Source organism: Klebsiella sp. CN_Kp097, assembly GCF_040064495.1.
Taxonomy (GTDB): Bacteria; Pseudomonadota; Gammaproteobacteria; order Enterobacterales; family Enterobacteriaceae; genus Klebsiella; species Klebsiella aerogenes.
This window is the reverse complement of record NZ_JBEAIL010000002.1, coordinates 377954-392366: the sequence shown is the minus strand read 5'-3', so window position 1 is coordinate 392366 and position 14413 is coordinate 377954. Positions and strand designations below refer to the sequence as shown.

General features: G+C 56.1%; 13 protein-coding genes. 2 read left to right on the top strand and 11 right to left on the bottom strand.

The window, feature by feature from the left end:
- Nucleotides 1–66: 66 nt before the first annotated feature.
- Nucleotides 67–960 carry a DNA-binding transcriptional regulator ArgP gene (gene argP, locus ABLV07_RS04115; RefSeq protein WP_008806448.1) on the top strand — a complete coding sequence of 298 codons (894 nt, stop codon included), beginning with the start codon at nucleotides 67–69 and terminating at the stop codon, nucleotides 958–960.
- Nucleotides 961–1013: 53 nt separating this feature from the next.
- On the opposite strand, the gene ABLV07_RS04110 is transcribed toward argP, so the two are convergent.
- From ABLV07_RS04110 to ABLV07_RS04075, 8 genes are all read right to left on the bottom strand, one after another.
- Entirely contained in the window at nucleotides 1014–1781 is a 768-nt protein-coding gene (locus tag ABLV07_RS04110) for an oxidative stress defense protein (protein WP_015369771.1), read from the bottom strand.
- Between the two features lie 85 nt (nucleotides 1782–1866).
- A complete protein-coding gene (gene argO, locus ABLV07_RS04105) occupies nucleotides 1867–2508 on the bottom strand; it encodes an arginine exporter ArgO (RefSeq protein WP_015703435.1) in 642 nt (213 codons plus the stop codon).
- Between the two features lie 154 nt (nucleotides 2509–2662).
- Complete coding sequence (locus ABLV07_RS04100; protein ID WP_045363614.1) at nucleotides 2663–3520, bottom strand: small-conductance mechanosensitive channel MscS; 858 nt, start codon at nucleotides 3518–3520, stop codon at nucleotides 2663–2665.
- 129 nt (nucleotides 3521–3649) lie between these two features.
- The gene (allS, locus tag ABLV07_RS04095; RefSeq protein ID WP_032706364.1) at nucleotides 3650–4582 is read right to left on the bottom strand and encodes an HTH-type transcriptional activator AllS; all 933 of its coding nucleotides are present in this window, start codon (nucleotides 4580–4582) and stop codon (nucleotides 3650–3652) included.
- Complete coding sequence (locus tag ABLV07_RS04090; RefSeq protein ID WP_058675868.1) at nucleotides 4482–5372, bottom strand: DUF2877 domain-containing protein; 891 nt, start codon at nucleotides 5370–5372, stop codon at nucleotides 4482–4484. Before ABLV07_RS04090 ends, allS begins: the two co-directional genes overlap by 101 nt.
- A gap of 40 nt (nucleotides 5373–5412) precedes the next feature.
- On the bottom strand, nucleotides 5413–6675 hold the full coding sequence (locus ABLV07_RS04085; RefSeq protein ID WP_032712504.1) for a DUF1116 domain-containing protein: 1263 nt from the start codon (nucleotides 6673–6675) through the stop codon (nucleotides 5413–5415).
- A gap of 16 nt (nucleotides 6676–6691) precedes the next feature.
- A complete protein-coding gene (locus tag ABLV07_RS04080; protein WP_058675867.1) occupies nucleotides 6692–8353 on the bottom strand; it encodes an acyl-CoA synthetase FdrA in 1662 nt (553 codons plus the stop codon).
- Nucleotides 8354–8366: 13 nt separating this feature from the next.
- Nucleotides 8367–9590 carry an MFS transporter gene (locus ABLV07_RS04075; RefSeq protein ID WP_032706367.1) on the bottom strand — a complete coding sequence of 408 codons (1224 nt, stop codon included), beginning with the start codon at nucleotides 9588–9590 and terminating at the stop codon, nucleotides 8367–8369.
- Between the two features lie 327 nt (nucleotides 9591–9917).
- Here ABLV07_RS04075 and ABLV07_RS04070 point away from each other — a divergent pair, with 327 nt between their 5' ends.
- Entirely contained in the window at nucleotides 9918–10820 is a 903-nt protein-coding gene (locus tag ABLV07_RS04070; protein ID WP_348853334.1) for a carbamate kinase, read from the top strand.
- 85 nt (nucleotides 10821–10905) lie between these two features.
- Here the strand turns inward: ABLV07_RS04070 and fbaA are convergent, their stop codons facing one another.
- The 3 genes from fbaA to epd all read right to left on the bottom strand — a co-directional run bounded on the left by fbaA (nucleotide 10906) and on the right by epd (nucleotide 14330).
- Nucleotides 10906–11985 carry a class II fructose-bisphosphate aldolase gene (gene fbaA / locus ABLV07_RS04065; protein ID WP_004144748.1) on the bottom strand — a complete coding sequence of 360 codons (1080 nt, stop codon included), beginning with the start codon at nucleotides 11983–11985 and terminating at the stop codon, nucleotides 10906–10908.
- A gap of 110 nt (nucleotides 11986–12095) precedes the next feature.
- Nucleotides 12096–13259 carry a phosphoglycerate kinase gene (gene pgk, locus ABLV07_RS04060; protein WP_015369762.1) on the bottom strand — a complete coding sequence of 388 codons (1164 nt, stop codon included), beginning with the start codon at nucleotides 13257–13259 and terminating at the stop codon, nucleotides 12096–12098.
- Between the two features lie 51 nt (nucleotides 13260–13310).
- Nucleotides 13311–14330 carry an erythrose-4-phosphate dehydrogenase gene (gene epd / locus ABLV07_RS04055; protein WP_015369761.1) on the bottom strand — a complete coding sequence of 340 codons (1020 nt, stop codon included), beginning with the start codon at nucleotides 14328–14330 and terminating at the stop codon, nucleotides 13311–13313.
- Nucleotides 14331–14413: the final 83 nt, after the last annotated feature.

Below are 14413 nucleotides of genomic sequence, written 5' to 3'. Positions count from 1 at the left end.
CTTTATCAAAAACAAATTTATGTCATAGTGCGGGTTAACGAAAAGTTATGGGGGTACGCCAGAATAATGAAACGACCGGACTACAGAACATTACAAGCGCTGGATGCGGTGATTAGGGAACGTGGGTTTGAGCGCGCCGCGCAGAAGCTATGCATTACACAGTCCGCCGTCTCACAGCGTATCAAACAGCTGGAAAACATGTTTGGCCAACCGCTGCTGGTGCGTACCGTACCGCCGCGCCCGACCGAGCAGGGGCAAAAACTGTTGGCTCTGCTGCGCCAGGTTGAGCTGCTGGAAGAAGAGTGGCTTGGCGATGAGCAGACCGGCTCCACGCCGCTGCTGCTGTCGTTGGCGGTCAACGCCGACAGTCTGGCGACCTGGTTGCTGCCGGCGCTGGCCAACGTGTTATCCGACTCCCCTATCCGCCTCAATCTGCAGGTTGAAGATGAAACCCGTACCCAGGAGCGTTTGCGCCGTGGGGAAGTGGTCGGCGCGGTGAGTATTCAGCCGCAGGCGCTGCCAAGCTGCCTGGTCGATCAACTCGGCGCGCTCGATTACCTGTTCGTCGCCTCAAAGGAATTTGCGCAACGCTATTTCCCTAACGGGGTAACGCGTTCTGCGCTGCTGAAAGCGCCGGTGGTCGCCTTCGATCATCTCGACGATATGCACCAGGCGTTCCTGCAGCAAAACTTCGACCTGCCGCCGGGCAGCGTGCCCTGCCATATCGTCAACTCGTCGGAGGCCTTCGTGCAGCTGGCGCGCCAGGGCACCACCTGCTGTATGATCCCGCACCTGCAGATCGAGAAAGAGCTGAAGAGCGGCGAGCTTATCGACCTGACGCCGGGGCTGTTCCAGCGCCGGATGCTCTACTGGCACCGCTTTGCGCCGGAAAGCCGCATGATGCGCCGGGTGACCGATGCGCTTATTGATTACGGCCACAAGGTGTTGCGCCAGGATTAAACGGCGGGCATAAAAAAGCCACTTCACTGAAGTGGCTTTTTTGTCGCTGCGGCTTACTGAGCCGGTTTCGGCGCTTCAGCTGGTTTCGCCGGCGCGGCAGGCGCGGCGGCCTGTGCTGGCTGCAGTTCAAAGACCACGTCAACCTGATCATCAAACTGGATGGTCGCCTGCTCGTAGGTTTCCTGCGCGGAGACCGGCGCGGCGTCAGCTGCCTTCATCATGCGAACCATCGGGCTCGGCTGATAGTTGGAAACATGGTAACGCACGCTATAGACCGGACCCAGCTTGCTGTGGAAGCCAGCAGCCAGTTCCTGCGCCTGATGTACCGCATCATCAATAGCCGCTTTACGCGCTTTATCTTTATAGGCGTCAGGTTGCGCAACGCCCAGCGATACGGAACGAATTTCATTCAGCCCCGCTTTCAGCGCGCCGTCCAGCAGGCCATTCAGCTTATCGAGCTGACGCAGGGTAACTTCAACGGTACGCACCGCGCGATAGCCTTTGAGGATGCTTTTGCCGTTCTGATAGTCGTAATCAGGTTGGGTACGCAGGTTCGCCGAGCTGATATCCTTTTTGGCAATGCCGCTCTTTTCGAGGAAAGAGAGATATTGCGCAACGCGATCGTCAGCCTGTTTTTTTGCCGATGCCGCATCTTTTGCCGCGACGTTAACTTCAATCGCCAGAGTGGCGATATCCGGAACCGCTGCAACGCTTGCTGTGCCTGAAGTCACAATGTGCGGGCCATCCGGCAATTCACTTGCCTGCGCCGCCATAGTGCTGAATCCGAGTGCTGCCGCCAGGGCTAAGACTTTTAACTTCACTGTCGTTTCTCCATCTTGCTTAGGTCGCCCATTTTAAGGACGCATGCCAGCTAGCTTAGCGCTTACGCGCGGAAAGTCCATCGGACTAAGCCTGGTTGATGAGCATCTGTATATGTTGCAGGCCATCTTTTGCCAACTGCAGGGCGATAAACCACATCACCAGCCCGACAAGCACGTTGATGATTCGCTGCGCCCGCGCGGTACGTAAACGCGGCGCCAGCCACGCGGCCAGCAGCGCCAGGCCGAAGAACCATAAGAATGACGCGCTAATCGTCCCCAGCGCGAACCAGCGTTTGGGCTCGACCGCCAGCTGTCCGCCAAGACTGCCCAGCACCACGAAAGTATCGAGATACACATGGGGGTTAAGCCAGGTCACCGCCAGCATGGTAACAATGATTTTCCAGCGCCCCTGCTTCATGACCTCGGCGCTAGCCAGCTCGAGATTATTGCTCATCGCCGTCTTCAGCGCGCCGAAGCCATACCATAACAGGAAAGCGACGCCGCCCCAGGTGACCAGCGCCAGCAGCCACGGCGACTGCATCAGCAGCGCGCTACCGCCGAAAATACCGGCGCAGATCAACGCCAGATCGCTAAGCGCGCACAACAGCGCAATCATTAAATGATACTGGCGGCGGATCCCCTGATTCATCACGAAAGCGTTTTGCGGCCCGAGCGGCAGGATCATCGCCGCTCCCAGCGCAAGCCCTTGAAAGTAATAAGATAGCATCGTTTTATTTTCCGGTTTCATCGTTAATGCCGGAGAATATAGCGCGCCGCCAACATTAGCGGAAATTGATAATTTTAATCATTAATAAGCAAAGCTAATACCCACAGACAAAAAAAGACCGGCGGTGCCGGTCTTGTGCCATTGCTGGAAAAAATTACTGCGCTTTTTCCTGCTGATTCACCATATGTACGTCCATCTGCGGATACGGGAAGCTGATGCCGTTGGCGTCGAAATCACGCTTAATGCGCTCCAGCACGTCCCAGTAGACGTTTTGCAGGTCGCTGCTTTTGCTCCATACGCGAACCACGTAGTTCACCGAAGAGGCGCCCAGTTCGTTAAGACGAACGGTCATTTCGCGATCGCGCAGAATGCGGTCATCGGATTCGATAATCGCGGTCAGCAGTTGTTTCACCTTATCGATATCGGCATCGTAGGAGACGCCGATAATAAACTCATTACGGCGCGCCGGCTCACGGGAGAAGTTAATGATATTGCCAGCGATGATTTTGCCGTTCGGCACCACCACGATTTTGCCATCGACGGTACGCAGGGTAGTGGAGAAAATCTGCACGTTCTGCACGGTGCCCGCGATGCCGCCGAGATCGACATATTCACCGGCGCGGAACGGGCGGAACATCACCAGCAGTACGCCTGCGGCAAGGTTCGACAATGACCCCTGCAGCGCCAGACCCACCGCCAAACCGGCGGCGCCCAGCACGGCAATCACTGAGGCGGTCTGTACGCCAACGCGGCCCAGGGCGGCAATCAGCGTAAAGGCGATAATCGCATAGCGCACCAGCGCGGAGAGAAAATCGGCGACAGTTGCGTCGATCTTACGCGCCAGCATCAGGCGGTTGACGGTGTTAGAAACGATGCGCGCCACGATCATCCCGATGATCAGGATAACGATAGCGGCAACGATGTTGACGGCATAGCTCAGCAGCAACTCCTGGTTGCGCGCCAGCCAGGTCCCGGCATGGTTGATGCTATCGACAACGTTCAAATCTTCCATTTAGTAATCCTTGGGTCATATCAAAAAAAAGCAAATGAGATCATTCTCACGAAAATGACCTTTTAAAGGTAAACAAAAACCACCGAAGATGCCATTTCTCAATCTGATCCAGATGAAACTAACGCCGCATTACGCTTGCGCAGGACGATCCACCATCCGCAAAAAACCGCTGACTAATGCCTCTTTGCGCTCGAACGCCCTGGCGATTTCACTGACGACTTTACCGCTGCCGGCATTCTTCCAGGCAACGGAGAGCGGCGAAGGCTGGCGGGGGTTGGCGACCGCACGGGCCACCAGCGCGCCGGATTCCAGGTAAGCGCGGCACATTCTTTCTGGCAAAAAGCCGACCCCCAGACCGCTAAGATGGCAGGCCAGCTTGGTGCTGAGATCCGGCACCTTGATCTCTTTTTGCCCATTGAGCAGCCAGGCGACACGACGCGTCAGAGTCCGCGATGTATCTTCAATATTAATTGCCGGATAGCGGCGTAGCGCATCGTCGGAGAGCACCGCCGCGGGATGAGTGGCAAGGGGATGATTCTGCGCCACCACAAACTGCCAGCGAATATCGCCGAGCGGCAATAAAGAGATATTGTTGGACAGGGATTCCGAGCCGGTGACGCCAATCGCCAGCTGGAAATCGTCGTATAGCAAAGAGTCCCAGACCCCCATATAGACCTGGCGGGAAAGCTGAAAGCGGGTAAAGGGAAACTGCTGATGTAGCCAGGTCAGAAGATCCGCGGCGCTCTGCGGCTGATACAGAAGATTATTGATAACGATATTAACCTGTCTTTCGACGCCAGCATTAATCTGCTGGAGTTCATCGGGCATCACGTCGAGCCAGTTCAGCCACTGCCGACAGTGCTCAAGCAGATGTTGCCCGGCCAGCGTCAGGCTTACCGAGCGGGTCGTGCGTAAGAAGAGCTGCGTTGCCACCTGCTCCTCCAGCGTTTTGATACGATAGCTAATCGCCGCCGGCGTTTTGTGCAGCAGGCTGGCCGCACGGGAGAAACTCCCGGTCTCGGCGACCTGTATAAACGTGCGGATGGTTTCCTGATCGAGCATGCGTTCTCCTTGAATCCACTCTCTGTAACCAATGCTGCGCGAATGCCATCCCCAGCAGCGTATCAGCCCCAGAAGTATGACCTACCGCCAGCAAACGCTGAATTGCCCACTTAGGATCGCCTGTCGACCGCAGCCCGCGCATTACCTTAACCACCGGCAGCGAAAACTCGCCGCGCCTGGCGCTATTCAGATAGCTACAGCTTACCGAAGTTGTCAGCGAGGTAAGTTGATCCGCCGGGGGGATAAACGCGTGCAGTCGGTCAGAAAAACCGGCGCCGTACAGCATCGCCAACATCCCGGCGAGCATATCATCGCCGCTGGGAGTTAATCCGGGCCCGTTGCCAATCAGCCATCCCCAGTCCGGGAGATCGCCGCGCCGCCAGCGCTCAAGCTCACCCATAATAGATGAATAAAACGGCATATCCGCTAACGGTTGATTGAGCGCGACGCGAAGTCCGCTCTGACGTGAATAAGCCGAAAGATCGAGAGGAAACGAGTGGCCGACCGGAAAGCGAAGTTTGAGCGTCCGACGCGGGCGAATGGCGACTCCCGCCCCCCATAACAAGCGCCCTTGCTTAACCAGTCGCGGAAGATTAGCCAACTGCGCAAACTGGGTGCTGCTAAGCAGAATCCCCGTCGGACCCATACCTTTGCCGTAGCGAAACAACGTCAGCAAAGCCCCATCGGCGTGGACGAAATTAACCGCCTGTGAAAACCGGCTATGACGCTGCCACACGCCATCGGCTAACTGTTCAAGGCCGTTACAGGCCAGCGCATTGAGGGTGTTCATCGGCGTCTCTCCGGGGCGGCAGCGCCGCCCCTCTCTCGACTCAGGCAGTAATGTGGTGCAGTTCCGCTAACGCTTCCAGCGCTTTCTCAAAGCACAGCAGCGGTGCGCGAACGGTTCCCGCTCCCACCTGGCCTATCCCTGCTTCGCGGTGGGCAATACCGGTATTGATAAGCGGCGTGATGCCGGTTTCCACGACCCGACGAACATCCAGCCCCAGGCAGGCGCCTTTGAAATCCCATGATGGGATCTGGAACAGCGGGTTGTTGGCAAGATAGATTTCAGACATCTCTTCCGATGTTTCCAGCGCCGCGCCCATTCCGCCAGCGCCGACGAACCGCGTCACGCCCGGTGCGGCGATCATCGCCGCGCCGCCGATCCCCAGCGTTTCGGTAATCGCGCTATCGCCGATATCCGGGTTAGCATCCGCCTGGCTGTAGCCGGTGAAGAACAGCCCCTGCGGCGTATTCACCGGTGCGGTGAACCAGCGATCGCCGGTACCGCTAACGCGAATGCCGAACTCGCGGCCGTTGCGGGTCATGGCGGTCACCACCGAGCCGGCTTTGATTTCCGCCGCCGCATCCATCACCGCTTTGCTGTAAGCCATCGCCAGATTGAGGAAGAACTGATCGGTGACGCTGAGGAACTGCAGCACGGCGACAATTTCCGCATTCGGTCGATCCAGACCGGCAATGACCGGCGATAGCGTGCGCAGCAGCAGCGACGAGGCGGCGATATTACGCTGATGGAACTCATCGCCCATGGTAATCGCCTGCGCCATCATCGCCGTCAGGTCAACGCCGTTTTCCATCCGCGACAGCGCCTCCTGCAGCACCGGCGCGAGCGTGTCGCGCATCCAGCGCAGACGCGTTTGCACATCCTCGCCGTAGGCGCCGAAGCGCATCACTTTACCGATCCCTTCGTTCAGGTTGCAGCAGGATTGGTTGCCATGAACCATATCGCGCACCACCAGCACCGGCATGTTCGCCGAGGTAATCCCCCCCATCGGCCCCACCGCGCCCACGTGGTGACAAGGGATGAATTCCACCTCTCCCTGCTCCAGCATCCGCACGGCTTCTTCTTCGCTCGTCGCCCAGCCTTCAAACAACGAAGCGCCGATACAGGCTCCGCGCATCGGCCCGGTCATCTCTTGCCAGGCGATTGGCGGCCCGGCGTGCAGTAATTTACGTCCAGAAGATAATTCAGCCACCGCCTCTTTCGCAGGGCGGACGGCAACCCAATGCGGGCGCGCGGCTTTAATTCGTTCGATAATGGCTTCGTTAGCCTGTGCAATTGATGAGTACATATCCATACCTCTGAACTTAATGTAACTGCTTGAGTAAACTGGCAAGACGAGCGTTACCGCCTGCAACGGGCGCCCACTGATAATGCACCACTGGCGTACCGCTGCTTTGTAGATCCAGCGCGAAGCTGCGCAACCCGGCATTAATGACCTGCACGCCGTCGAGCAGCGGGTTATGCGCTGTCGATTCGCTCTGCGGCTGATGCTGCGTCAGGCTAACCGCCAGTAGCGTCGCCTCTTCGAGGGTTTCGACCACCGCAACCCCGGCATCGCGCAGGATGGCTATCTGCTCGCTACGGCCCTGCGGGTCGGCATCGGTACCGGTCATGGTGGCGATAACCACCAACGGCGCGACACGTTTACGGCGAACCTGCTCGATGGCCTCAACCACCGCCCCGGCCGGATCGGCGCAGGCGCCATAGCCCAGCACCACATCCAGCAACAGCACGCCAACTTCCGGCATCGCCGCCAGCTTCTCAATTTCAATGCTGCGGGTGGTGGGGTCGATCATCGGGTGCGGTCTGCCGAGGGTGTAGCTATCGTCGCCAAGGTCAACAATGCGATGCCCGCCGGCTTCCAGCATCACACCGTCGGCGTGGCTGTCGCTGACCGGCACTCCCAGATGGGCGGAAAGCAGCATCGCGGCCTCGGCGGCAAGGGTACCGCCAGCGTACAGGCCATAAATCCCCTTGCCTGCAACCTGCGGCTGGCTCTGCCGCTGTTGCGCGACCCGCATCAGCAGTACCGCCAGTTGCGCGGCGTCCGCCAGCGAGTTCGCCAGCCAGACGTTGCCCTCGCGGCGCTGCTCGGCACGGCTGCCGAGGAACAGCGCCACCACCGGTTTATTCTGTTTTTGCATGGCGGCAATGATGCGGGCACGCACCTGTGGCGAAGGCGGTTTGGAGACAAAAGCGATAACCTGCGTCGCGCTATCGGCCGCCAGCATCTCCAGCGCGGTCAGGGCGCTGATGCCGCCGACTTCGGCGCTGAGATCGCGCCCGCCAAGGCCGATGGCGTGGCTAATTCCCTGTTGATGCAGCGCCACCTGCGAGGTGATTTCCTGGATGCCGGTCCCCGATGCGCCGATGACGCCAATTCCGCCCTGCGGCAAAACGTTAGCGAAAGCCAGTGGACTACCAGCGATCATCGCCGTCCCGCAGTCCGGACCCATTACAATGAGTCCCTTCTCGCGAGCCAGCATTTTCAGTTCAACTTCTTGCTCCAGCGGGACGTTATCGGAAAACAGCATCACGCTCTTATTGGCTAACAATCCCTCTTTCGCCACCCCGGCGGCGTACTCGCCTGCCACCGAAACCAGCAACAGATTCGCGTCCGGTAATTTCTGGCAGGCGCTCTCCCAGCGCCGCGCCTTGACCAGCTGCGTTGAACTGCCCGATGCATTAGCGATAGCGCTCAGCTCTTTCTCTAACTGTTCGCGGATTAAATCGAGAATTTCCGGCTGCGCTTCCTGCGTGCGGACTGCGACACAAATATCGTTGGGCGTCGCCTCGGCGAAATCCGGGTGCCAGAATCCGGTCGACTCCAGCATTGATTTATTCGCCGGGGTGCCCATCATGACCGAAACCTGATCCACTTCCGGGCGTTCACTTAATTTGCGGGAAATAATCATCAGGCTTACGGAATCCTGAAAGCTTCCCTTTTTAATAAAAGCGTAAATCATTACCGCTACCTCTTTATGTGCGTTTTTCTTTTAAAAACAGCATGGCGACCAGACCAATGACCAGCAGCGCCGCGGAAACATAAAAACTCGAAGCCAGACTGCCGGTAATATCACGCGCCGCCCCTGCAATAATGGGCGCCAGAATCGATGAGCTCATCCCGATAAAATTAAATAAACCAAACGCGGTACTGTAATTGGTCTCATCAACGCTATCGGCGACCAGCGCCACCAGCACCGGATCCAGCGCCAGTTTGCCAACCAGGCCGTACACGCACAGCGCCACGATGACGCCGGTCATACTCGGCATCCAAATAATGGAAAGCATGCTGGCAATCGCCACCGGTACGAGGAATAAAATTAACGGCTTGCGGCGGCCTAATTTATCCGACAGCCCCGAGAACAACAGCGCGCCGGGAATAGAGATCCACGCGACCAGCGACGAAATAAACCCGGTTTCGCTACCGGCAATACCGCGCTCGTTTTGCAGATAATAAGGAAGCCAGGTCAGAATAACGAAGAAACCAAACAGGCTGCAGAACACCATGATATAGGTCAGAATTAAATTACGATTCTTCAACAGATCGCTAAATTTGCCTTTTTGTACCGGCTTGCCCTCGGCGTCGGCGGTGCGTTTTTTCTCTTTCACAAAGAGCCAGATAGCAACCCCTACCAGCACCGAAGGTATCGCCATGGCATAAAACGGCATCCGCCAGGAGTAACCCTGGTCATAGACCAGCCAGCTGGAGGTCATCAGACCCAACGCGATGCCAAAGGCCATTCCGCTATTGATAATCGCGCTACCCAGCGAGCGGAACTTTTTCGGGATCTGCTCGGAAGACAATCCGTACTGCGGGCCATAATATGTCCCCTCGCCTGCGCCGGTGACCACGCGGGCAAACAGCAGCATATACCAGCTTTTTACCCAACCGGTGACCGCGGTAAAAACGCCAAATAGAATAAACCCAGGCACCAGCACTTTTTTCTTACCGATTTTGTCCCCGAGGATCCCCGCCGGCACCTGCAGCAATGCATAAGAAAAATAAAATACGGAGTTGAGCACTCCTAATTGCGTACCGCTTAAACCAAATTCTTTTTCCAGTTCACCCATCACCGGATTTAATACCGTGCGATCGGCATACATAAATACCCAACCTAACCAGAAAAGAAATACCGTGACCCACCAGGCGGGTATTCCTTTTCTTTTGGTCACCTCGGTTACCTCATACGTTCCTGACATAAGCTATCTCCCGGCAATATTCACCTCAGGCCATCCCAGCGGATGGGTGAAGGATTGATGTTTTAACTCTGCTAACCATATCGGGGTAACCATGTATTTCATTTGAACAAAGTCACACAAAATCCATTGTTTTAAATTCCTAAAGACTGCTGACGAAATTATTAAAAAAAATCTAATAATCATCTTTAAAAACATTTAAATAAAACCAGCGAATATAATATTTATTAGCGAGATATTTTTTACTCTCGATAAAGTGGCGATCTCATCACATTACCTGTCCGCTAAAACGATATTTTTAGCGCACTTCTATAATTCAATGAGGTCATCATGAAAAAGAAAATCGTCATTGTGCTGGGTGGTAACGCACTGCTGCAGCGCGGAGAAGTGCTCAGCGCGGAAAACCAACAGCGCAGCATTCAACTTTTTGCCCGGATGGCGGCGGAATTAGCCCGCGATTACCAACTGGTGATCGTACACGGCAATGGCCCGCAGGTCGGATTGCTGGCGCTGCAAAACGCCGCCTATCAGGAATCTCCCGCCTGGCCGCTGGATATTCTGGTCGCGGAAAGTCAGGGGATGATAGGCTTCGCTATCGCTCAGGAACTGATGCAGTACGCCGGTGCGCCGGTCAGCACCCTGATGACGCGCGTAGAGGTGGCGGCAAATGATGACGCTTTCGCGGCGCCGGGGAAATATATTGGCCCGGTTTATCAGCCGCAGCAGCAGGCGGAACTGGAAAAACGCTATGGTTGGCAGATGAAAGCGGATGGCGACTATATCCGTCGGGTGGTCCCTTCCCCCAGACCGCTAAATATTGTTGATAGCGCGGCCATTCAGACGCTGATGGATGCCGGTCATCTGGTGATTTGCTGCGGCGGAGGCGGGATCCCGGTGGTTGCCGATACTCACGGTTACCGGGGAGTCGAAGCGGTTATCGATAAAGATCTGACGGCGGCGGCGCTTGCCAGCGCCATTCATGCCGACCACCTGCTGATACTGACGGATGCCGATGCGGTCTATGTTGACTGGGGGACGCCGCAGGCTCGCCCGTTGCATCACGCCACCATTGCAACGCTCGCGCCATTTGCCGCGCCGGACGGCGCAATGGGGCCGAAAGCGGAAGCGGTCATTCAGTTTGTCAAACAGACCGGAAATAACGCCTTTATCGGCGCGTTAAAGGATGCGCCACAGATATTAGCCGGGGAGAAAGGGACCTGTGTAAGTCGCTAAAAAAAAGGCTTCCCGCAGGAAGCCTTTTTTATGCCGGTAATAAAAGGAAACGCCGTTTCCCTTCATTACCTCGCAGCAAGCTAAATTACAGAACGTCGATCGCGTTCAGCTCTTTGAATGCCTGCTCCAGACGGGTCACCATAGAGGTCTGAGCGGCACGCAGCCATACGCGCGGGTCGTAGTATTTCTTGTTCGGCTGGTCTTCGCCTTTCGGGTTGCCCAGCTGGCCCTGCAGGTAAGCTTCGTTCGCTTTGTAGTACTGCAGGATACCGTCCCAGGTCGCCCATTGGGTATCGGTATCGATGTTCATTTTCACAACGCCGTAGCTGACGGAGTCTTTGATTTCCTGAGCGGAAGAACCGGAACCGCCGTGGAAGACGAAGTTCAGGCTGTTGTGCGGCAGGTTGTGTTTCTTAGAAACATATTCCTGAGAGTCGCGCAGGATAGTCGGGGTCAGAACCACGTTACCCGGCTTGTAAACGCCGTGTACGTTACCGAAGGAAGCGGCGATGGTGAAGCGCGGGCTGATTTTGCTCAGCTCGGTGTACGCGTAATCAACGTCTTCCGGCTGGGTGTACAGTGCGGAAGCGTCCATGTGGCTGTTGTCCACGCCGTCTTCTTCACCGCCGGTGCAGCCCAGTTCGATTTCCAGAGTCATGCCCATTTTGGCCATGCGAGCCAGGTACTTAGAGCAGATCTCGATGTTTTCGTGCAGGGACTCTTCGGACAGGTCGATCATGTGGGAAGAGAACAGCGGTTTGCCAGTGGCAGCGAAGTGTTTTTCACCCGCGTCCAGCAGACCGTCGATCCACGGCAGCAGTTTCTTCGCGCAGTGGTCAGTGTGCAGGATAACCGGCACGCCGTAGTGTTCAGCCATCTGGTGAACGTGATGCGCGCCAGAGATAGCGCCGAGGATAGCAGCGCCCTGCGGAACGTCAGTTTTCACGCCTTTGCCCGCGATGAACGCAGCGCCGCCGTTAGAGAACTGTACGATAACCGGAGAACGAACTTTCGCAGCAGCTTCCAGAACGGCGTTGATGGAATCAGTACCCACGCAGTTTACCGCTGGCAGAGCAAAGTTGTTTTCTTTAGCTACCTGGAACACTTTCTGAACGTCGTCGCCAGTGATGACGCCCGGTTTTACGAAATCAAAAATTTTAGACATGTTACTTAGTCCTGTATCTGTATCTTCGACCGTTGAAGAAGGTTCGCGAGCTGTACAAAATTGTACGTTAGCGCGCTGAAAAACAGGCGGGTTTCCCCGCCTGAACTAAATTACTGCTTAGCGCGCTCTTCGAGCATTGCTACTGCCGGCAGAACTTTGCCTTCCACGAATTCGAGGAATGCGCCGCCGCCAGTGGAGATGTAGGAGATTTTGTCAGCGATGCCGAACAGGTCAATCGCCGCCAGGGTGTCACCGCCGCCTGCGATAGAGAAGCCTTCGCTGTCTGCGATAGCATTAGCGACGATTTCAGTACCTTTACGGAAGTTCGGGAATTCGAATACGCCAACCGGGCCATTCCACAGAATGGTTTTGGCGTTTTTCAGGATTTCAGCCAGTTTCTGTGCGGAAACGTCGCCGAGGTCCAGAATCTGCTCGTCATCTTTGATGTCGTTAACGGATTTCAGGGTCGCAGTGGCGGTTTCAGAGAACTCGGTAGCGACGCGAACGTCAGTCGGAACCGGGATATCGCAGGTGCTCAGCAGGCGCTTAGCTTCGTCAACCAGGTCCGCTTCGTACAGGGATTTACCGACGTTGTGGCCTTGAGCGGCAACGAAGGTGTTAGCGATACCGCCGCCTACGATCAGCTGGTCAGCGATTTTGGACAGAGAGTCGAGAACGGTCAGTTTGGTGGAAACTTTAGAACCGCCAACGATAGCAACCATCGGACGAGCCGGTTCTTTCAGCGCTTTGCCCAGCGCGTCGAGTTCAGCGGCCAGCAGCGGGCCTGCACAAGCGACATCGGCGAATTTACCGATACCGTGGGTGGAAGCCTGCGCGCGGTGCGCGGTACCGAAAGCGTCCATGACGAATACGTCGCACAGCGCAGCGTATTTCTTAGACAGTTCTTCGTCGTCTTTTTTCTCGCCTTTGTTGAAGCGAACGTTTTCCAGAACCACCAGTTCACCGGCAGCAACGTCAACGCCATCCAGGTAATCTTTAACCAGACGAACCGGGTTAGACAGTTTGTCTTTCAGGTAATTAACAACCGGCAACAGAGAGAATTCTTCGTTGTACTCGCCTTCGGTCGGACGACCCAGGTGAGAAGTAACCATTACTTTAGCACCCTGTTTCAGCGCCAGTTCGATGGTCGGCAGGGAGGCGCGGATACGCGCGTCGCTGGTCACTTTGCCATCTTTAACCGGTACGTTCAGATCAGCACGGATGAAAACGCGTTTACCAGCCAGATCCAAATCGGTCATCTTAATTACAGACATGGTGAATCCTCTCGTTGATTCTTGATAAAGTTTTGCAAGCGCCGCAGCGCCTTACCTGAAACCTTGCGCGGCCATCGCTAACGTCGTGTCGAGCATTCGGTTAGCAAAGCCCCATTCGTTATCGCACCAGACCAACGTTTTGATCAGATGCGCGCCACTGACCCTGGTTTGCGTGCCATCGACGATGGCGCTGTGCGGGTCGTGGTTAAAATCTGTCGAGACCAACGGTAATTCCGTATAGTCAACTATACCATGAAATGCTCCCTGTGCTGCTTTTTGCAGCAACTGGTTGACTTCACAGGCCTTTACCGGTTTTTTCACCGTCACGCTCAGGTCAATTGCGGTGACGTTAATCGTCGGTACACGTACCGCGATCGCCTCAAAACGGTCGTTAAACTGCGGGAAAATACGGGTGATCCCCGCCGCAAGTTTAGTATCAACCGGAATAATTGACTGGCTGGCCGCACGGGTTCGCCGCAGATCCGGATGATAGGCATCGATCACCTGCTGGTCGTGCATCGCGGAGTGGATTGTCGTGACCGTTCCTGACTCAATGCCGTAGGCATCATCTAGCAGTTTAATGACCGGAATAATGCAGTTGGTAGTGCAGGAGGCGTTGGAGACAATGCGGTGCTCCGCGCGCAGTTCATCATGGTTGACGCCGAAGACTACCGTTGCGTCGAGATCGTTGCCGCCAGGATGTGAAAAGAGCACTTTCTTCGCGCCAGCCTGAAGATGGGCTTCGCCATGTTCACGGCTACCGTATACGCCGGTACAGTCCAGCACCACATCTACCGCCAACTCCTGCCAGGGCAGCGCGGCGATAGAAGGCTCATGCAGTAGACGAATGACGTCATCGCCGACATACAGCTGTTCCCGCTCCTGGCGAACATCCCAGGAAAAACGGCCATGGCTGGTGTCGTACTTCAATAAATGCGCGATGCCTGCGGCATCCGCCAGTTCATTGATCGCCACCACGGTGATTTCCGCACGACGCCCGGATTCATACAAAGCGCGAACCACGTTGCGTCCTATGCGACCGAAGCCATTAATCGCGATGCGTATGGTCATAGGTCTCCTGCAAGGTTATCCCTGATTTGAGGTGGCTGACAGAGTAATCCAGCAACGCCTTTAGGGGAACCTTACCTGTCGCA